At 33.8% G+C, this 19,545-nt stretch carries 16 protein-coding genes; 7 read left to right on the top strand and 9 right to left on the bottom strand.

Annotated features, from left to right (window positions below):
- Positions 1–446: 446 nt before the first annotated feature.
- The 5 genes from ACFSTE_RS18125 to ACFSTE_RS18145 all read right to left on the bottom strand — a co-directional run bounded on the left by ACFSTE_RS18125 (position 447) and on the right by ACFSTE_RS18145 (position 6,915).
- Positions 447–2,111: a S41 family peptidase gene (locus tag ACFSTE_RS18125; RefSeq protein ID WP_378298323.1), complete on the bottom strand. Its 1,665-nt coding sequence runs from the start codon at positions 2,109–2,111 to the stop codon at positions 447–449.
- A 138-nt stretch (positions 2,112–2,249) separates the two neighbouring features.
- Positions 2,250–3,308, bottom strand: a complete 1,059-nt coding sequence (locus ACFSTE_RS18130) for an AraC family transcriptional regulator (protein ID WP_378298325.1) — start codon at positions 3,306–3,308, stop codon at positions 2,250–2,252.
- A 104-nt stretch (positions 3,309–3,412) separates the two neighbouring features.
- Positions 3,413–3,817, bottom strand: a complete 405-nt coding sequence (locus ACFSTE_RS18135) for a hypothetical protein (protein ID WP_176030253.1) — start codon at positions 3,815–3,817, stop codon at positions 3,413–3,415.
- A gap of 231 nt (positions 3,818–4,048) precedes the next feature.
- A complete protein-coding gene (locus ACFSTE_RS18140; RefSeq protein WP_176030252.1) occupies positions 4,049–5,977 on the bottom strand; it encodes a hypothetical protein in 1,929 nt (642 codons plus the stop codon).
- A 221-nt stretch (positions 5,978–6,198) separates the two neighbouring features.
- Entirely contained in the window at positions 6,199–6,915 is a 717-nt protein-coding gene (locus ACFSTE_RS18145; protein WP_378254860.1) for a sugar isomerase domain-containing protein, read from the bottom strand.
- A 114-nt stretch (positions 6,916–7,029) separates the two neighbouring features.
- Here ACFSTE_RS18145 and ACFSTE_RS18150 point away from each other — a divergent pair, with 114 nt between their 5' ends.
- The gene (locus ACFSTE_RS18150; RefSeq protein ID WP_176030250.1) at positions 7,030–7,878 is read left to right on the top strand and encodes an AraC family transcriptional regulator; all 849 of its coding nucleotides are present in this window, start codon (positions 7,030–7,032) and stop codon (positions 7,876–7,878) included.
- 4 nt (positions 7,879–7,882) lie between these two features.
- On the opposite strand, the gene ACFSTE_RS18155 is transcribed toward ACFSTE_RS18150, so the two are convergent.
- A complete protein-coding gene (locus ACFSTE_RS18155; protein ID WP_378254862.1) occupies positions 7,883–9,154 on the bottom strand; it encodes an NAD(P)/FAD-dependent oxidoreductase in 1,272 nt (423 codons plus the stop codon).
- A gap of 200 nt (positions 9,155–9,354) precedes the next feature.
- Between ACFSTE_RS18155 and ACFSTE_RS18160 the strand changes: the two genes are divergently transcribed.
- Positions 9,355–10,326 carry a helix-turn-helix domain-containing protein gene (locus ACFSTE_RS18160; RefSeq protein ID WP_378254864.1) on the top strand — a complete coding sequence of 324 codons (972 nt, stop codon included), beginning with the start codon at positions 9,355–9,357 and terminating at the stop codon, positions 10,324–10,326.
- Here ACFSTE_RS18160 and ACFSTE_RS18165 read toward each other — a convergent pair.
- From ACFSTE_RS18165 to ACFSTE_RS18175, 3 genes are all read right to left on the bottom strand, one after another.
- Positions 10,308–11,213: a hypothetical protein gene (locus ACFSTE_RS18165; RefSeq protein ID WP_378254866.1), complete on the bottom strand. Its 906-nt coding sequence runs from the start codon at positions 11,211–11,213 to the stop codon at positions 10,308–10,310. The two genes, ACFSTE_RS18160 and ACFSTE_RS18165, sit on opposite strands and share 19 nt — an antisense overlap.
- Before the next feature lie 6 nt (positions 11,214–11,219).
- On the bottom strand, positions 11,220–12,266 hold the full coding sequence (locus ACFSTE_RS18170; protein WP_378254868.1) for a hypothetical protein: 1,047 nt from the start codon (positions 12,264–12,266) through the stop codon (positions 11,220–11,222).
- Positions 12,267–12,353: 87 nt separating this feature from the next.
- Positions 12,354–14,534 carry a DUF5916 domain-containing protein gene (locus tag ACFSTE_RS18175; RefSeq protein ID WP_378254870.1) on the bottom strand — a complete coding sequence of 727 codons (2,181 nt, stop codon included), beginning with the start codon at positions 14,532–14,534 and terminating at the stop codon, positions 12,354–12,356.
- Between the two features lie 236 nt (positions 14,535–14,770).
- Between ACFSTE_RS18175 and ACFSTE_RS18180 the strand changes: the two genes are divergently transcribed.
- From ACFSTE_RS18180 to ACFSTE_RS18200, 5 genes are all read left to right on the top strand, one after another.
- A complete protein-coding gene (locus ACFSTE_RS18180) occupies positions 14,771–15,844 on the top strand; it encodes a sensor histidine kinase (protein ID WP_176030244.1) in 1,074 nt (357 codons plus the stop codon).
- Entirely contained in the window at positions 15,841–16,542 is a 702-nt protein-coding gene (locus tag ACFSTE_RS18185; protein ID WP_378254872.1) for a LytR/AlgR family response regulator transcription factor, read from the top strand. The genes ACFSTE_RS18180 and ACFSTE_RS18185 overlap by 4 nt, the downstream gene beginning before the upstream one ends.
- Positions 16,543–16,622: 80 nt before the next feature.
- Complete coding sequence (locus ACFSTE_RS18190; RefSeq protein ID WP_378254874.1) at positions 16,623–17,522, top strand: EamA family transporter; 900 nt, start codon at positions 16,623–16,625, stop codon at positions 17,520–17,522.
- 115 nt (positions 17,523–17,637) lie between these two features.
- Positions 17,638–18,474 (top strand): hypothetical protein, encoded by an 837-nt coding sequence (locus ACFSTE_RS18195; protein ID WP_378298329.1) that lies wholly within the window; start codon positions 17,638–17,640, stop codon positions 18,472–18,474.
- A 10-nt stretch (positions 18,475–18,484) separates the two neighbouring features.
- Positions 18,485–19,486 carry a S41 family peptidase gene (locus ACFSTE_RS18200; RefSeq protein WP_378254880.1) on the top strand — a complete coding sequence of 334 codons (1,002 nt, stop codon included), beginning with the start codon at positions 18,485–18,487 and terminating at the stop codon, positions 19,484–19,486.
- Positions 19,487–19,545 lie beyond the last annotated feature (59 nt).

Raw genomic sequence — 19,545 nt, forward strand, 5'->3', positions numbered from 1 at the left:
ACTATTATTAAGTTGATTTGTAATTATGACCTGCTATTTCCTCTAAATAATGTATTCTATAGTGTATGATGGGTATTGTTTTCATCATATATGCCCCTAATTGTTCAATGGTCATTCCCTCATTATCTATTACAGATAAAGAATTGATTATGTGATTCTTACTGATTCGGTTTTTTGAACAATTGAATACTGAACTAATAGAAAAGTATAGCAAAAGCCACGAAAAAAGACGCTTATGTTCGATTTTCGGATGTTTCTAAAGTACAAAAAATAAAAAAAGAAATAGCATCTCTGAACTCGCATTAACTATTTGACCCCACCAATTAGGAAAAAAAGACAAGGTTACAATATTACATATTGTACATAAGAATAAGCATAACTGTCAGTAATCAAAAAAAGATGCCCTCTAAGATTGAGAGGACATCAGATCATATGGTCTTGATATGTTAGTTGGATTTTCTGATCAGTTCTAATGTATATTCCATAACAGTATCTTTATTATCTAAATAATCTTCAATAGACTGAAATACCGGATAATCCGGAAGAATGCCTTTATCATCGGGATACGAAGTAGCCGTAGTAACATAGGTATTTCTGGCGACCGAAAATTGAATTCCAGTATTGGATAATCGCAATCGTTTTTGCCCCCCGGTACAAAATTGGTTAGCTCCTAACTCCTCTCCTACCAATGTGGCCAATTTCAACTTTTTGACCAAAGAGATCACATGTCCTGTGGTAGAGTTTCCATTCCCATCCATTGTTATATATATACGACCTGAGAATGCATTCTCTTTTAGCTGATTCTCCTCTAATTTTTCATTGAACTGAGATTTAGAGAAATAGGTAAAAGGTTGCTTGGATATATATTGTAAAAAAAGAATCCCAGCATCAGAAGGTCCTCCTCCATTTCCTCTAAGATCAATAATTAAATCACTACTATTTTTTTCTTTTAATTCCTTAAAACTAGTATCCATAAAGGTTTTGAATTCCGGAAATTTATTTCCATAATAAGCAAAACTGCGAATACGCATTCTGGCTACTTTTCCTCCTTCAATATATTCCAGACAAAGAGGGGCTGAACATGATGCATTCACCATAGAGGATTCAAAGTTATTGGTGTATTCTTCTAATGGAACTAATGCAATTGGTGTTTTACTACCTTTAACCGTTACCTGATATGTTTTTGGAAAGGATAATGCATATGCTATGATGGCTGTAGAATGGGCATTAAAAAAGTTCTTTTTATACGTTTGAATTGCTCCCTGAGAAGAAATATGCTTATATATCTTTTCTTTAATCGTATCAAAAGGAATACCATTAATACGTACTATTTCTTGTTTGACTTCAATCTTATCTTTGTTAGCCAACGGATTTGAAACATAGGCTTTGTCATCAATGATTCTTAGTTCCATAGGAAAACGAAGCTCCATGGGAATCATATTTCGTTCTTGATGAAAGTATCCCATTGAAGTATGACCACAATTAATACTGGCTATAATCTCACTGCACAGCCAAATGAATTCACTAAAAGTTGTCTGTGGTGTAATAGTCTTTTTCTGAGCCTCTACTCCCTCCCAAAATGCTTGTTTACTGATAAATTTATATACATTCGGATGTATTTCGGTTAAACGACGGGCTAATTCATCAAGATCATTGATATATTGAGTAACCGAATAAGTTTTATGAAATCGGGTCGCATCATAATCTGCATATTTGGTTTTATTAATGACATCTTCTGCATGAATATTCTTAGGGTTTAATGCCAGAGATTTTTCGTAATTCTTAATTCCCAAAAGAATATTACCATCTGCTAAATAGGCTTCCCCTAAGCTGTCATAAGGATTATAGGCGTCCGGAAATTCTGCTACCAAAAGTTTAAAAATTTCTATAGCTTCTTTTATTTTTCCGTTATTCAAAAACTGATACCCTAATTTATTGAGCTCCATCTCATCATCAAAATTATATGCTTCTGGATGTTGCTCTTTAAGGGTATGATACTGCGTGATCATTTCTGAAACTGAAGCATTGGGTAAAATGGCTAATGCTTCGGCAATAGATTTTTTAGTTTCCTGAGGAGTTGCTTTCTTGTTTTGAGAAATACAACTACTCATACAAATGAATAAACATATACTCAAAAATGATCGGATCTTGTTGTATCGATTCATAACTGTTGTTTTAAAATTGATACTGCAAAAAAACAAGGCTTTTGCTAAAAAAGACTCACAAATACCCCTCGTTTTTGTTCAGATTTATAATTCTGAACGCAAAAACTGATCCCTATATACAGAAGGTGTCATCCCTACAACTCGTTTAAAACTGTTGTAAAATGTTGATTTAGAATTAAAACCAGACTCCTTTCCGATGGCTTCCAGGGTATACTTGGTATTTTCTTTAATTAACCGCTTTGCTTCTTCAACTCTATAGGCATTGATAAAGGCAGCAAAACTTTTGTCTAGATTATCATTTAATAATTGTGAGAATTGATGTGTTGATATGCCTAATTGCATTGCAATATCCGAAGATTTTAACCCTGAATTCTTATATAATTGCTGATCGGTCATTATACTAGTAAGCGTGGTGATCAATGTGGATGCTGTTTCGTCTTCTATTTTCTTTTTGTTATACTTACTATTGGGTTCAAAAATATGATTGCGTTCCTTTTTCCTCTTTAAAAGAAATAGATAAAACATATAAAATAAAACTGAAAAAACAATTGAGCCAACTACAAAATAGGTATAACTAATAAAAAAATAAATGATCCATTGTATGTAAACAGCAATTAATAAGCTCCCCAGCCACCAGTGAATGCTACGGTTTTTTTCACGAGCTGCTTCAGTATCTTTCCGTAGGTGTTTTATATATGATATAGTGGCGATAAGTACATATATAGCCCACTGTATATTGATTGCTTTTAGAATGTATTTTTTATAAAAAATAGGATCGCTTCTAAAAGGAAAAATAATATGCATACTAATAGCCACGAGTACCCAACATAGAATATGATATTTCCAATAAGTAATGATAGAACTTTCGGGGCGTATCACAGATATGATGTATAGAAAGAAAAAGGGACCTATACATAAAAATGTAACGGGACCAAAGGTAGAATAGGCATTGGGACTAATCTCACTAAAAAAATAAATTAAAGAACGCAATGCACGCTCGCTGATAAATAATAGAAACCACCCAAATAAGACATTCGAAATTTGTTTTGGTTTTTTATACAATAAGAAATAGAAACTGATCAGGAAGCTATTAAAGATTCCGATAGCTCCAAAAAAAAATAAAAAAAGCGAAGAGAAAGCCATATTTCTTTTAGAAATTAAATATACGCCCAGAAGGTTAATAAATAAATTGTATTTAGGATTTTATCTTTGACAAAGCAAGTTCTCTAGATCTAGTACGTAACGAATTATACAATATCCGGAGCGACAAATTCTGTTCGTGCTTTCGCTACTGTAAAAATATCATTGGTATAATGACTCCGAACCAATGCCTTAAAATCTGTTTTTAATTGAGGCGATTCATTTATAAAATCCTGAAAATTATCAGTATTGGACTGTTTCATAAAGTGATCTACTGCCCGGATAGCCATAATTGTAATTGTAACATGGTATTTATCCATAGCCCCTACATATGCTACAAAGTCTTGTAGTTGTTTTTGGATATTTTCTTCTGCCTTTGCAAGACCATATTTTTTAATATGAATCCAAGCCAGTCTAAGATGTGCTTCATGACTAAACAATGAGGGATCTAAGGAACAAGTGGCAAACTGTCTTTCGAATTCTTGATTACTGAGGTGACTATGTGCTTCCATTCTTCTTATTTTCGGATCGATAATATAGTTATAAAAATTTGTTTTTTATATATCGATGGTCTTTGAGTATATCCATAAGGCATTCAAAGGAAATTATCATAAAATAATACGACACAAGTGCGGAGCATTTATACCTCAGTTCATGAGTATACATAAAAAGAGGGCGGTAACCGCCCTCTTTTTATATATGATCTGTATATCTTGTTCACAGCTATCTGAAGCTGATCTATTTTAAGATCGTATTTCTAAAGTAAACGGGATTTTATACCCATCAATGATTACATATCCATCTTTGTACTTAGTAGCCTTACTGGCATTATCATCCGATAATTGACCTGTGAGAATAGATGTCGGGTTCGTAAAATAATTTCCAACTTCTAATTGATCTACATGTAGTACCAAATTATCAATAGATACCGTTTCTATATTTTCACTAAAAGAAATTCTTACTTGCTTATGTAGCGGTTGAGAAGCATTATAATACAGTACTGCTTCTGTAATTGTAATAGAAGGGTGCTCAGAAGCTGGTTGTTCAATAGCTACATTAATGGAAGTAGGAAGTGATTGTCCGATATTATTTCTGAAACCTACTCTATAAGGGTCTCCACTCTGCATAGTAGCAGGAGTTGTAAAACTGATTTGCTGAGATGAAGTACTAGTAGCATGTAAAGAGTAATAAATACTAGGCTCTGAAATATTGAATAGGGATAAATTACTATCAATAGGAACAATATTACTGAATTCAGCATCTACATATAAGTTTTCTCCTTGCAGGGTGATTACTTCTCCTTTTATATAGCTTGCTTTATCAGTACTTGTAATTGACGGAGCCCCAGGAATAATTACCTCAATCGGATTTTTCTGATCATTTATAAACGGAAATTCATGTTTCACCCCATCTATTTCAATAACAAAGGTATAATCACTACCATCGGTTGCTCCCTGAGTACCTAAATCTTGTATCATTGTAAAATATGCTTCTGGAAAATGCATATCATGTCCTCTGGAAGTGATACTGTATTCGTTTCCGTTTTGCTTTAAATAAAACTTATAAGCATCAAATCGGGCCTCTTCTACATACAGTTGGGCGGTAAAATCATTTACCTGAACAGCTCCATTTTCTTCCATAGAAAATAACTTTTTAATCGTAAATGAATCTCCGTTGTTAAATTCTTGTTTTACATGTACAAAATTAGGAGTTCCTTTATCTAATCGGAATCCATCACTAAGATCACTGTTATCAGCCTCAATGGATATCTCTATTTGATAATTACTATTCGTGTACGTATCTGGTAATTGAGACGTAATGGTATATTTAGTATCATCGACTTCCTTGATATCTTGTATCGGCAATGCTATTTTAGATTGTGTAACCATATCTACAAGATATAATTGAATACGATCTTGTATTGGATTTACTTCATTGACATCAAACTGAATCAAATCTCCTGGTTTTTTATCTCTGAAAGAATCTATATGAAATCCTTCAATCTTTATTTTATCAAGACTGTTATCCACCATTACCAAATAATCTTTGGTTTCTCCATTCTGTGCAGTAACCGTATATTTTACAGGAGTAGAATAATCTAATTCCTCTCCAGAAGCAGGAACAATTGTTGCAGTCTCATTGATAGAAATTCGCGATTTTAATCCTTCTATTGGAGATAAATAGGGCACCTTAAAACTCAAAGTGTCGATATCTGAAGGGTCTTGCCCCCGGAACCCATATCCATTACTGGTGGTATTTCCTGCTAAATTGATAAATTCAAACAAATGGATTTTATTATCTGAGCTGGGATCCTCAAGGGAAACTCGAATTGTAAATTTTTTGGTATCTCCATTTTCTGCAGTCACAGTATAGGTTACCGGATTGGTGAAATCCTGAGGAGTTCCTGAAGCAGGCTTAACTGTAGCTTTATCAGATATCTCGATTGTTGGAGTCAACTTCGTAACATCCGTAAATGCCGGTAACAAAATAGAAGCCTCTCTATTTTCGAAAGATAGAGGAGTCGTTACCTCATTAATTGTAAATAAAAAAGAAATGATATCATTCTGATTACTTAAAGGGGGGTCTACAACAGTAGCATCATCTCCAGAACATGAAACATACCCCAGTACAGAAGTAAGGGTACATAAAAAGATAAAAATATTTTTTTTCATAAAAATGTTGATAGGGGTTTAAAAAAATCCTCGCGAAATTATAAAAAATCATTCGCTCGCCAAAACATACAGCATTATAACTCTCATTATAACAACTATATACTGTTTTTTTTTTAATCTATTATTCCCTATTTAATGTCATAACTATAACATATGTTACCAATATGTATTAAAAATATAATATAGATGTATGATTCCTCCCTTCATATTATTACAGTATTTTATAAATGTGGTATTCTTGATTCGAATTGTTTATAAATCCGATCATTATCAGTATGATCGATATTTTGACTCTGGTAGATCGTTACAGGAATATTTTGTCGATGGCATTCTTTGATCGCTTCAGTTACAATCGTATTAACGATCACCATTCCCATAATGGAAGACACTGGACCGAATAATTCATTATTCATATGCATAACTCCATCTCCAGAAGGAACGCAATTATCGATTACAATATCAGCCAATTGATATAATTTTTGCCCGCTCTTGTGCCTGGAATTATATTTTTTGGATTGTTCTAAGGAAGTAATTGCTATAATTTTTACGCCTGCAGCTTTTGCGATTTGTGCCATCTCTATTGGAATTGCATTTCTTCCTGAATTGGAAATAATAATCAACACATCTGAAGTCTCTATATTATACTTATCCCATAATATGGATGCCAGACCACTTACCTGCTCTATTGCTGCCGATCTTCTTGCTCCGTTACTTAATAATAGTAGCTCATCCAGCATTGCACTTACATTCGCAATACCAGAAGCCCTACCGAATAACTCCATAGCGATCATCTGAGAATGTCCAGTCCCCAGTGTATGGATAATTCGATCTTCTTTTATTGCTTTTGTTAATACAGTAGCTGCTGCTTTAATAGATTCTTCCTGATCTGATCTCAAATGGTCTATCAATCTTTGTACTTGATCAATGTATTCAAACATAGGTAGGTATTCATGGTTACTAATAATAACAAATATGCTGGGATTTTATTAATAAATTATATGCTTAATTGTCTTTTTTATTATCTGAATTGTCTTATTGCTTATATTTAGCTTATGAATAGAGCTTATCTAGAAAATATTACTCCTAATTTATCTTCTTCCATTTATTATACGCATCAAAAAGAAGAGGAGGCTCTCCCGGATAATTACTGGCATTTTCATGATATGTACGAATTGGTTTTTATCCCTTTCGGGACTGGCAAGCGATTTATCAATAATCATGTTAGCCATTATGAAAATGGGGATCTCGTTTTATTACCTCCTTATATTCCGCATAATACATTGTATAAGGAATATCAGGGAGCACGTAAATTTGAGCAATATGTCATTCTCTTTGATATTCGCAGTTTTCAGAAAATAGCGGCAGGATTTAAAGAGTTTGAGACGATCCACCGTTTTTTATATACAATTGATTCTGCCATCGTTTTTGACACAAGCACAAAACAAACGATTGGCTCATTAATGGAACAAATGAAATCGGTAACTCATTTTGAGCGCATCATATTTTTTTTCAAAATAATGCATATTCTTAGCGCATCAACTCATATTCCATTAGCGGGGGAATACAAAACTACTAGTTCTAAAAATGCTCCTATATTGCATCAAATCAAAAACTATATAGCTGTACATTATAAAAAGAACCTTTCTTCTTCGGCAATGGCATTGAAAATAGGAATGACTCCTTCTTCTTTTTGCAGGTATATCAAGAAAACAACCGGTAAAACATATAAAGAACTAATTCTGGAAGCACGACTACAACATGCTTGTTATTTATTAAAAGAATCTTCTATGACTATTGAGAACATTGCTACTGAAAGTGGATTTGTTTCAATCCCATTGTTTTATAAAAAATTTAAATCTTTACTACAGCTAACCCCTGCACAATACCGAAATGAGATTTAGTGTGTTATAATTGACCATCACTCATACTGAGTTTCATTTCTCTGATCATGGAAGAGTTATGATATCGACTGGGGTGAAAATAATCACTATATACTGGCAGTGATGTCTCACCTAACACATGATTGGCACATAACTCCCCTGCTCCACAGGCTGTCATGGTACCAAAACCTGCTAGTGCTCCTACTACAAATACATTGGTTCTCTCTGTTGGACCAATTAAGGGCCAGTTTTCCTCGGTTCGGGTATAATATCCGGAATATTGTGTCAGAGGTGTTGGTAATTGATTTTCATATTCGGATAATGCAGGTATAAAACGACTGGCTCCCTTTAGTACTACATTTGGAAAATGCGAAAATGTATACTGAGGAGTCCAATGAGGATGTTCTTTTCTCGTTTGGAATGCCCATCCCATTTTAATACGCCCTCCTCCATCTGGTTTGATATGTAGTCCTCCCGGAAATTTCTGCAATAACCACTTAAATTGTTCTTCAGCAGAGAAAAAACGTTTTTCTTCATCTGTCCAGCTAAGGTGTTGCGCGTCTGCATAAATAGTAAATGGCATATCTTCAGGAATGCAATGATATGGATCGGGAATCACAAACTTATGTTGCATTGTATTGGATATTGGAAAGCTCATGCCTAACATAGCTGCTATATGGTTGATAAATGGTCCTGCTGCAATGATAATTTTATCAGTTGCAATGACTTCATTTGTATCTAAATGGATATCATATGTTCCGCGTGTTTTAACGATACGCTGTATTTCGCCCGAATAAAATATCCCTCCCCTTTTGTTGATTTCTTTGATCAGCAGACTTCCCATCGCATATACATCTATAGCACCTGCATTGACAATAGTTACAACTTTTTCTATTCCGGAATCCAGATATGAGTGACGGTTCTTTATTTCTTTCTGATCGGTCAGCAATTGTACATGATTTTTCGCATGGTTCTTACCGCTAGCATCAAAAATCGGGGCATCTTGATGATGGGATACAAACTGATATCCCGTTTTTTTCATTTCAAATGAAGCTTCCCCATGGGTTTCTAACAATGATTCCATCAGTGCAATGCTCCTATTGCAGAGTAATCGCATGCATTCTTGTGGCCAATAATCCCGAAAGTTTTCTCCGGATTTACTGGTCGTAAAGGAAAGAGGTTGTTGTTTATCTATTAGTAAAACTTCCAGGTTTCTACTTTTTTGCAATAAATAATAAGCAGTGGCTACTCCTGCAATTCCTGCTCCGCAAATCGTTATTCGTTCTTTTTTTGTCATTGATATAATACGATTACATTTGGTTAATTTTCTTTGAAATAGGATACTTTTCTCTTACAAAGATATTGTTGAGATAAACTTATAGTATTTTATGAAATCGTATTGTGCACATCTTGCTAAATATCACCAATAGAACAGCTTTCTTATAGAAATCCTAAGAAACGTATTATATTTGATCGTATCTCAGTGTTATCAATACAATGAAAAAATCACGAGTACAAGTATGTCCTTTTTGTCAGAGCATGCATAGTGCCTTAGAGGATGAAGTATATTGTTCTAAGTCAAATCTAAATGCAGATATCATAAAAAGTAATGCTTTTTATTATAAAAGCAATAAGCTCTTTTCTGGAAAACATATAGGGAGACTTACTGTAAAAATGGTATTCAATGGTTATCAATACCTAAAACTCGGTAAACATGATACCATGCTTACCGATAGAAATTACCTGATCATTAATCCCGGACAAGAATGGAATAGTGAGATAGATTCAGAAAAAGAAGTAGAGGGATTGACCATAGCTTTTCACCCTACACTCTGTAAGCAATTTATATATGCTTCTAAGGCCAGTACCAGGGCATTACTCGATAACCCATATAATATGGCTGCTGAGTCTCTTACTTTTTTCGAACATACATATGAAAATGATCTCTTTCTCAGACAATTGTTTTTACAGTTTAAAAAAGGAATTCTTCGACAGACTAATGATGCATTGTTTTTTAAGGAACTAAAGTTTACATTGTTAGAAGCTCTTTTTCATAAACATTTACATACCGAACTAATACACAACAGGATTCCTGTCAAGAACAGCTCGCTACAAAAGGAATTATTCAGGCGACTAGGCATCGCTAAGGATTATATACTCGCTAATATAGAAAAAGACCTCTTACTGGATGATATTGGATACACAGCAGCCTTGTCTTCTTTTCATTTTTTGAGGTTATTTAAAGCTGTTTATAAGAAAACTCCCCATCAGTTTATTATGCAGGAACGGTTAAAAAAAGCTTGTTACTTATTAAAGAATTCTTCCAAAACAATTGATGAGATTTCCATAGCTATTGGGTATAAAAATCACAGTGCTTTTAGCCGAAATTTTAAACGACATACCGGACTAACACCTCTTTCTTTTCGTCTTTATGGTTCTTCTTATTCCTTTCAATCATCTAACCAGTGAATAATATTAAGTAGTAATTTGTAATTTTGATGTGCTGTTTCTGCATTCATTCCTATTTTTCTACGTTGAGGACCTGCCAATTGTGCAGTAAACATTGCAGCCTCACCAAAGACAACAATTTTTCCCTTTTTGAAATTCATATAGGCCCCCTGAGATAATTTTTCTGCAGAAAATTTCCGGGTTTGATCATTAAAAACCCACATTGTATCTGCCATAAATACTTGTTGTTCCTTTGTTAGATCTAAAATAGAAGTTGCATTTTGAGGTATTTTGAATCCTTGTCCTGTGAATGTCTGAATACTATCAATATGTGTATCAACAATAGAAGATAGTCTAAGCATTTTCTCTTTTTTTGTAAAATAAATACGCCCACTTCCCTCTTTATCAAAAACAAAACCGTCGTAAAACTGAAATCCAAATGCGCTGGCCAAATCTGCTGCAGCTCCGGCAAATGGCATATGATCAGCAATTAAAAACAGGTTTCCTCCAGCAGCTACCCATTTCTTTAAGGTTTTAATCTCTTTAGTCGAAAAGGCACTTTTAGTTGGACGAACAAATGGCGGATTTGCATCGTGATGTAGTGCATTGGAAATTACCAAAATATCGACATCAGATAATTTATCTATGGTAAATGTACCATCATAATCTGCTACCTGATAACCATCCTTTTTTAATATATGCGCAAAAGGGAGATATCTGTTGCTCCTCGTATGAAAATTGCGGTGTCCACGATCGATATAAATGGTAGGACCATCATCTTGCTCATATTTTTTTGAACTGATTACAGGATCATAACTGGTATCAGGAAGTTGCTGTGTACTTCCTGTTATCCCGGATAACAACATACTTATCAATACAGCATAGGATCTAATCTTTATGTATATCATATCTTACTATTGTTTATTCGTATTTTCAATAACAAAATGTCGTGTTTTAATAAACTTAGAGGGGTCATCCTTATCATATTCAAAAACAATTCTAGTTGCACCTCTTATTTCTACGAACTCATTATTAATTCCGTAATGAGCAATTTCTGTCAAACTTCCCTGTTTATTAAAGGTATAGGTGTCATATGCTCTTCCCCTATCATCTAACATAATACGCCCCTTCAGGTCAATAGTTGCGTATTTAATACAATTACCATTAGTGTCATATGTAACAACCCCTCCTGCACATGCTAAAAAAGAACCAATGACCGCTTCATTATTAGCGTTGTAAAATGTAAAACCAGTCAGGTTTAACGCTTCATCATAGACCGGTTTATCGATCGCAATTCCATTTTCTCCATTAAAATCATTAATCAATTGCCTCTTATCATTGATATGATTCATCGATTGCAATATTCCTTCTTTATTGAACTTATACAGAGTGATCAAAAAATGATAATATGGTCTCATGGTTACGTAGGTCCCTTTGGTATCTTTTCTTTTTTCTACAATCGTATGATCATCTACATGTTCCCACTCATAAGTAGCTATATTCCAAGTGTTATTAACAAGTATTCCTTCTTCATCATAAAAATGAACCCCTGTACGCTGCCCCAAATCGTTATAGGTATATACTTCTTCATATACATTCATACTATTGCGACATTGCTTTCCTTTGGGATTATAAAAGGTTCTGATTTCTTTATTATCCTCATAACGTATTTTAGTTCTGGAATGTATATTCCTGAAACCATCCAGTATTCCTACTCTCCTCCTACTGATTAATGTATTTCCTATTCGATATTCTATCAACGTTAAACGACCGCGATTGTCATATGACATCTTGTAATGATTTTCTTTCATTGCCCGTTCTTTACTAATTGGTATTCTGCCAATGGTTGCTGAATACGGAGTTTCTCTAAAGACAAGATGTTTGTAATACTTCTCTTGAGATTCCTGAGCATACAGAGTCATGGCTAACACTACGAATAATGTAGTAAGTATAAATTTCATAACTATTTGTTTTTTAATGATGAACAAATATAACTAATTAATTAGTTTTAACTAATAATTTAGTTATAAATATATTTTGATGTGGATTTATATGTCCAATCGATAATTAAGTTTTAATGCTACACCCCAGTTCTTTCTATGTATGTGTTTATCAAAATTATCTGTTATTACTAAGTACAGATATGATAATGGTTTGTATTCCCATTGTAAACGACTGTTAATGTTAAAGTTATTCAACTGTGTGTTGTACTGCACATAAGTTGTCCAATTAAATCGTTCTGAAAAGAAAACTTCTCCCGTAAATCTTGCCAAGTGGAAAGTTTGTTCTCCTAATGCCTTCAGGTCTATTTTATTGACTTCATATATCAACCTTAGTCTTGCTATAGGTAATAATCGGTATTCTATACGAGAAAATAAGCGGGATCGGGTTCCATTATAATACGATCCATGGCGTAATGATCCACCATATTGTACTTTTTTATTTCTTACAGAATTATATCCCGCTTGAAATGAAACATATCTATATACATCTGGCTGAATACTATTTCCATTTCGCAAAACATCAAATGCATATTTCAGATCATTATAATCATAAATCACGTTAAAATACATAGATGATAGATCTTTAAACCATAGTGCATTATTAAAAAAAGTAGAAGACTGAATCAATTTGCCATTTTCATTCCAATTCATCTCATTATCTAATAAGAGATAGCGATATGAATCAATGTGTTTTCTTTCTTTGGAGAAGTGTCGTAAGTCGGCTTTTACTCTCGCCTGTGTATAACCTTCCCTTACGACTACGTCATTGGTCGCATCATAATTAGTAAGCCTTGGTACAAATCCCACATCAGTGATGTAATTTCTACCAACTTTATGTACAGAAACATCAAAAGTAGTTTCTGCTGTACTATACCATACTCCCATATGATAGAATTCATTCTCCCCGGAGTACTCATTACCAAAACTCTTTCCATAATTGGCAAGTCCGGTCCACTTATTATTTGCAGACTTGTAATTAAGGTTAATTCCTGCTACTCTGTTATAATCATCTATTAGTCGCAAATTGTCCATTTCCTGCCGGTTGATGAGAAAGGCAGTACCTGTAAACGCATTAGAAATTTGATGCTGTGCTACAAAAGCACCATAATTTTGAGAGGGAGTGATACTATCTTCTTCTTTGGTAATAACATCTAATACACCTATTCTGGTCTTTTTGGTCAGATTTCCTGAGATTTTCATTCCTGCTATAATATCGCTTAAAGCACCTACCCTTCTTGAATAGAACGGATTTACCGAATTAATTCCCAATCCAGAAAACAAATCACTGTTTTCTAAAAAGAAATTACGGCGTTCGGGAAAATTAATTGCAAATCGCGTCAGATTAGTTACTTGCTGATCTACATCTATTTGAGAAAAATCAGGATGTATTGTTGCATCTAATTTTAAAGAAGATGAGATATTATACTGTAGATCCAGGCTTGGCGTTATAGTTGTCTCTTTTGTATCTGTTGTTGTTTTCTCATGATGATCGACAGTTATCGACGGGATTAAAGTAATTCGGGAAGCGGAAGCACTTGCCAACTGATCTATTGTTAGCTGTTTAGAAAACCGAAGGTCGAATATCCGATAATTTCGATCCATATGGGTATAGGTTGTCCACTCATTTCTTTTGATATCCCGAACATGAAACATCACCCCCCAATTCGTATTTTCTTTTTTATAACCTAATGATTTAAGGGGAATTTCGATTTCATATATTTTTTTATTCCCCTGTACACTGCTACTCCCCTTCCAGATGGTGTTCCAACTGGTATTCAGTCTAAAACTATCACCTGTTCTTTCAATCAAGGCATCAACCAATGCTCCTCCTCCATTTATAGCAAAATAATACCCACTTTGCTGTTGATTGTAAGTATCTAATGCCATTACGAAAGAATCACTCATGGCTATAGTATTCCAGTTGTCATCCCGTTTTAAAGAGCTTAATTGCACCTTAGGCGTTGTATCGTGGTATATCGCAGCTACAAAAAGAGAAGTTTCATTATAAAACATTTTTACTTCTGTTTGATTACTGGCAATCTTATTATTTTCTGGAAGGTAATTGGTAAAATTGGTATGAATGGGGAGCTTATTCCAAACTACTTCATCTAATTGCCCATCTATCGTTATTTCTTCCTCCAGAAAAGTAATCTGCGATTCCTGTGCAGATAGCCCATAACATATAAAAATACTGAATAAAAAAAATAGTGATCGTCTTGTATCCATTTAGTAAATATTATCGTTGTTTTATAAGGAACTCTTTCGTTTCTGTCGATAAATCTATACTGGATACTGACATGAAATTATAAAAATAGACCAATCGGGTTCTTTTGATATCAGAAGGTAAATTGACGTAGAAACCCTGTTTTGTCTACTATAAATCCCTATAAGGCATCGGGAAAACGAATTTAGGATACTAAACTGTCAAAGTCGATATTATAGTTGTAATTTAGCATGTCAATATGGACATTACTAAAAACTCTTTTTCCTTTTCAAATATTTCTTACCTGCGATATGCACTTTTCTGGGTATGTATTTTTTTGTATTTCTTTCTTACCACAGATATCATATATTATAATGCTGGGTACATTCAGATGTTTGAAAGTATTTTACTCATTGTAATAGGGCAATTTATGACGGCTCATATTACTCTTTTTATCCTAGCTCCTAAATTTCTGGATAAAAATAAATTACTTCATTTTTTTTGTTGGTTATTCGCTACACTTGTTGTAGTATTCGCTATATACGTGAGCATACGATCTTGTTATTACAACACTAAATACCTCGCTTTTTTTCCGGAAAGAAAACTAAAGTACATAACACAACCTTTATTAGAACAGCTGCTTAACTTTTCTACATTTATTAGTAAATGTATTAAGTTTATAACCCCAACCGCTATTTTACTAATGTATCGGTTTTATAAGAACCAACAGCAATTTCTAAAAATAAATGAGCAAAAGAAAATTGCGGAACTCGCTGTTTTAAAACAACAGTTAAACCCACATTTTTTATTTAATACATTAAATAATCTATATGCGTTGACGCTTAAGAAATCAGATCAGGCGCCTTTAATTATTGAAAAACTATCGAACATCCTGGACTATATGCTATATCGGTGCGGGGATAATTTTGTTCCTCTTCAAAAAGAAATTGAATTAATAGAGAATTATATTGTCCTGGAAAAAATACGGTATGGGAAGCGTGTTGAAATTTCTTTTGATAATCAGGTATCAGAAGCTGTAAAAATAGCGCCACTACTCCTTCTTACTTTCATTGAAAATGCGTTTAAACATGGGGTTACTCAAGAACTCAAACAGGCAGTAATCAAAATTGATTTGCGACTAGAAAACGATTTAATTGTATTTATTGTCAAAAACTCTAAACCATTAGAGAGTGTACAGAATACTGATAAGCAATCAATAGGTCTAAGTAATGTAAGGAAGCAATTAGAATTATTATATCCAGATGCGTATGAATTGGATATATCTAATGAAAAAGAACACTATACCATTATTCTAAAATTAGCCTCAAAATGAAATACAGCTGTATAATCGTTGATGATGAAGACTTAGCAAGAGAACTAATCGCTACTCACCTCGGACAATTGGATCAGTTCGAAATTATCGCCTCTTGCTCTAGTGCTATAGAAGCAAGTAAGGTATTACAGCAACATAATGTTGATCTTCTTTTTCTGGATATCGAAATGCCTGTATTAAAAGGTACCGATTTTTTCAAAAACTTACTTCATAAACCTAAAGTTATTTTTACCACTGCATATCGGGATTACGCCTTAGATGGTTTTGAACTAGATGCAATTGATTATCTACTAAAACCGATCGTGTTTCAACGTTTTTTCAAAGCAATAGAAAAGTTTTTGGCTACCCAACAATCTACCGCTGTTCCTGCTCCAACAGTAACTGCTTCTTCTCAACACACACATGTCTATGTGCGTAAAAACAGAAAGCAGCTCAAAGTCATGTTGGATAACATATTGTATATAGAAAGCCTAAAAGACTACATTAAAATTCATACCACAGAGGAAAATCATGTGGTCAAATACGGAATTTCTTCTTTTGAAAAAGAATTGGATGCGCGTTTTATAAGAACTCATCGCTCATATATTGTCAATAGAGATAAGGTCACTGCTTATACTAAAAATGATATCGAGATTGGTACAATTGAGCTTCCTATAGGTGAATATTACAAAAAGAATATTTGTGATCTATTACACTAATCCGCTACGATAATCACTATATATCTTTTTAAAAAAAAGAAAGATTTGTTCAGGTCTATTAAAAAAGTATCTTCGCGCCCATGTGGATGTATTTAGGCTTATTATCGGCGTTATTTTTAGGACTTCATAACTTGTGTAAAAAACACGCTGTCCAAGGAAATGAGGTGTTTCCTGTATTATTAGGAACTTCTGGGGCAGGACTTTTGCTACTCTTACCGGTATTTATTATCTCCCGAGTGTCTCCAGAAAACATGCAGCATATCAATCTCTATATAGCAGAGATTCCATGGGAAACACACTTTTATATTTTTATAAAATCTGCGATTATGGCGTCCTCTTGGGTTTTGGCATATCAAGCCCTGAAGCACTTGCCAATAACCATTGTTACTCCTATCAGGTCAGCAGGTCCTTTTTTTACTTTTATAGGAGCCATTCTACTCTATCAGGAACAGCCTAATTTCTGGCAATGGATCGGTTTTTTTCTTATTATTTTTTCTGTATTGCTTTATTCCAAAGTTGGAAAGAAAGAAGGAATTCATTTCAAGCGTAATAAATGGATATTTGCTATTATAGGTGCGACATTTCTAGGAGCTTCAAGTGGATTGTATGATAAGTTTTTGATTCAGTATCAAGCGCTTCCTCCTCAGACATTACAATTCTGGTTCTGCTGGTATGTAGTCCTTTTATTATTGATTATCTTAACCATTACCTGGTTTCCCTATAAAGAAAAAAGAACCGCCTTTATCTGGAAATGGAGTATTCCTGCAGTAGGGATTTTGCTTCAGACCGCTGATTATTTCTATTTCAGAGCCTTACAGGACCCAGAAGCATTAATCATGTTGCTATCCGCTATAAAACGGAGTCAAATATTGATTGCTGTTGTTATTGGAGGGCTTGTTTTTAAAGAAAAAAATAAGCGAAAAAAACTGATACCTCTCATCGGAATATTACTAGGGGTTGGTCTTATTCTATATGCTTAAAAAATACGATAAAAAAAGCCTTCGATTTATATAGGGGATTTGCAATTTTTATACGACATTCATTTGTAGAATAGATTCGTTTTTAAAAATCAATTCGAATTATAATCAATACCATATGAATAAAATAAGTATTGCATTCATTGCAGTCATTTTTTCTTTTTTAGGGAGTACTACCTCCTATGCCCAACTTACTAAAAAAGAATTGAGAAAAACACGACCTACCTATATAAAAATAGGAACGGGCATCCAACGGTCTAATTTTAGAGATTTTGCTACTTCTCCCCTGTTTTATGCTGGTGGAGGACTGGAATTATATATTTCGAGACTTCGTTTTGATGAGAAAAAAGAAGGAGAATATGGAATTCAATATTCCTTTGGATCTAATAGAGCTTCTTCTGGAACACATGAAACCTTTAGTAGTGTTAGAACGGTTTCTTTGTACTATCGCCAATTATACCAAATCCCATCTATTTCTAATGATTTATGGAATTTTAAAGCTGGGGCAAGCCTAATGGCAACAGGAAACTACAGGTATAATCCATCTTTACAGAATAATAGTACCGGTCTAGAAGGAATCATTAATCTCTTTGGTAGTGTCAAGGTAACTCGGGATATTTCCAGAAACAGAACTAAAAGCGGGAAATTTCTTTTTATCCCATATACATTACTCCCCCGAAAAAAAGAACTCTCTTTTTTATTAAATACAGGAATTATAAACAGTTCCTATAGAAACTCTTATATCTATACCTCATTTAAAACCTTCGATCATGAATTCTCTTTCTTTTCTGGTTTTAGAATGAACACAGCACTGACTTATACATCGTATTTAAAAAATAAGAATGCGCTTCAATTCTCATATGTATGGGATGCTTACAAAACCGGGGGAGATCTTGACTCCTTAGAAATGGCTACTCATAGTATTCGCTTTGCTTTTTTGTTTAACACTAAATAAACCTGATCTCATGAAAAATATATTAAGACTAATCGTATGCTTGCCCTTACTGTGTTCTTGTGAAAATGCCATCTTCGAAGAAGATATGGCAAGTACGAATCCTAGAGATAATTTTGATTATTTATGGAGAGAGTGTAACGAGAAATATGCTTATTTTGATTTAAAGCAAGTAGATTGGGATAACATTTATACTACATATGCTGCTCGAATTGATCCGAATATGTCAGATGATGCCCTGTTTACAGTAATGGGAGAAATGTTGACAGAATTAAAAGATGATCACACAAATTTGATTTCTAATTTTAATATCTCTTCGTTTGGTGTAGAATATTTAGGTCAGGATAATTATGATGAACGAATTATAAAAGAGCATTATTTAAGTGATAATTATTACCGGTCTGGTCCTTTTATTCATGATTTTATCGCCGACGGAACAATTGGATATGTTCGTTTTCCTTCATTTACCGGAACTGTAGATTATACTAATTTGGATTTTATTTTACAACGCTATCGAAATACCAAAGGGCTTATTATTGATCTGAGAGAAAATGGAGGGGGCGCTGTTAGTGATGTTTCTTCTTTACTGAGTAGATTTGTAACAAAAAAGACCCTGGTAGGCTACTCCCGTCTAAAAAATGGTCCGGGACATAATGATTTTTCGGATGATGAAGAAATGTATATCTCTCCAGGAGGTATTACGTATACTAAAAAAGTAATGATGTTAATTGATAGAGGAACATATAGTGCAGGGTCATTCACAGCATTAGCAACCAAAGCAATGCCTAACATACTACTAGTTGGTGATACTACAGGTGGTGGGTTAGGTCTTCCTAATGGAGGGCAATTACCTAATGGATGGCGTTATCGTTTTTCTGTTTCTCAAACTCTAGATCTTACTAAAGATAATCAATATGAAAATGGAGTACCTGCTGATATTCATGCTTTATTCAATTGGGAAGACAGAACGAAAGATGAAATTATAGAAAGAGCTATTCTGGAAATTTTAAATTAAAAGGAAACACAATCCGATTCGAATTGAATCGGATTGTTTGTATATCTTACATTACTTTA

The organism is Aquimarina hainanensis (assembly GCF_042684685.1).
GTDB lineage: Bacteria > Bacteroidota > Bacteroidia > Flavobacteriales > Flavobacteriaceae > Aquimarina > Aquimarina hainanensis.

Excerpts from the sequence above, each read along its gene's own strand:
- ACFSTE_RS18145 (WP_378254860.1), bottom strand. The coding sequence starts at position 6,915 with ATGTTTGAATACATTGATCAAGTACAAAGATTGATAGACCATTTGAGA.
- ACFSTE_RS18160 (WP_378254864.1), top strand. The coding sequence starts at position 9,355 with ATGAAAAAATCACGAGTACAAGTATGTCCTTTTTGTCAGAGCATGCAT.
- ACFSTE_RS18190 (WP_378254874.1), top strand. The coding sequence starts at position 16,623 with ATGTGGATGTATTTAGGCTTATTATCGGCGTTATTTTTAGGACTTCAT.
- ACFSTE_RS18130 (WP_378298325.1), bottom strand. The coding sequence starts at position 3,308 with ATGGCTTTCTCTTCGCTTTTTTTATTTTTTTTTGGAGCTATCGGAATC.
- ACFSTE_RS18140 (WP_176030252.1), bottom strand. The coding sequence starts at position 5,977 with ATGAAAAAAAATATTTTTATCTTTTTATGTACCCTTACTTCTGTACTG.
- ACFSTE_RS18165 (WP_378254866.1), bottom strand. The coding sequence starts at position 11,213 with ATGATATACATAAAGATTAGATCCTATGCTGTATTGATAAGTATGTTG.
- ACFSTE_RS18200 (WP_378254880.1), top strand. The coding sequence starts at position 18,485 with ATGAAAAATATATTAAGACTAATCGTATGCTTGCCCTTACTGTGTTCT.
- ACFSTE_RS18175 (WP_378254870.1), bottom strand. The coding sequence starts at position 14,534 with ATGGATACAAGACGATCACTATTTTTTTTATTCAGTATTTTTATATGT.
- ACFSTE_RS18195 (WP_378298329.1), top strand. The coding sequence starts at position 17,638 with ATGAATAAAATAAGTATTGCATTCATTGCAGTCATTTTTTCTTTTTTA.
- ACFSTE_RS18150 (WP_176030250.1), top strand. The coding sequence starts at position 7,030 with ATGAATAGAGCTTATCTAGAAAATATTACTCCTAATTTATCTTCTTCC.
- ACFSTE_RS18135 (WP_176030253.1), bottom strand. The coding sequence starts at position 3,817 with ATGGAAGCACATAGTCACCTCAGTAATCAAGAATTCGAAAGACAGTTT.
- ACFSTE_RS18185 (WP_378254872.1), top strand. The coding sequence starts at position 15,841 with ATGAAATACAGCTGTATAATCGTTGATGATGAAGACTTAGCAAGAGAA.
- ACFSTE_RS18125 (WP_378298323.1), bottom strand. The coding sequence starts at position 2,111 with ATGAGTAGTTGTATTTCTCAAAACAAGAAAGCAACTCCTCAGGAAACT.
- ACFSTE_RS18170 (WP_378254868.1), bottom strand. The coding sequence starts at position 12,266 with ATGAAATTTATACTTACTACATTATTCGTAGTGTTAGCCATGACTCTG.
- ACFSTE_RS18180 (WP_176030244.1), top strand. The coding sequence starts at position 14,771 with ATGGACATTACTAAAAACTCTTTTTCCTTTTCAAATATTTCTTACCTG.
- ACFSTE_RS18155 (WP_378254862.1), bottom strand. The coding sequence starts at position 9,154 with ATGACAAAAAAAGAACGAATAACGATTTGCGGAGCAGGAATTGCAGGA.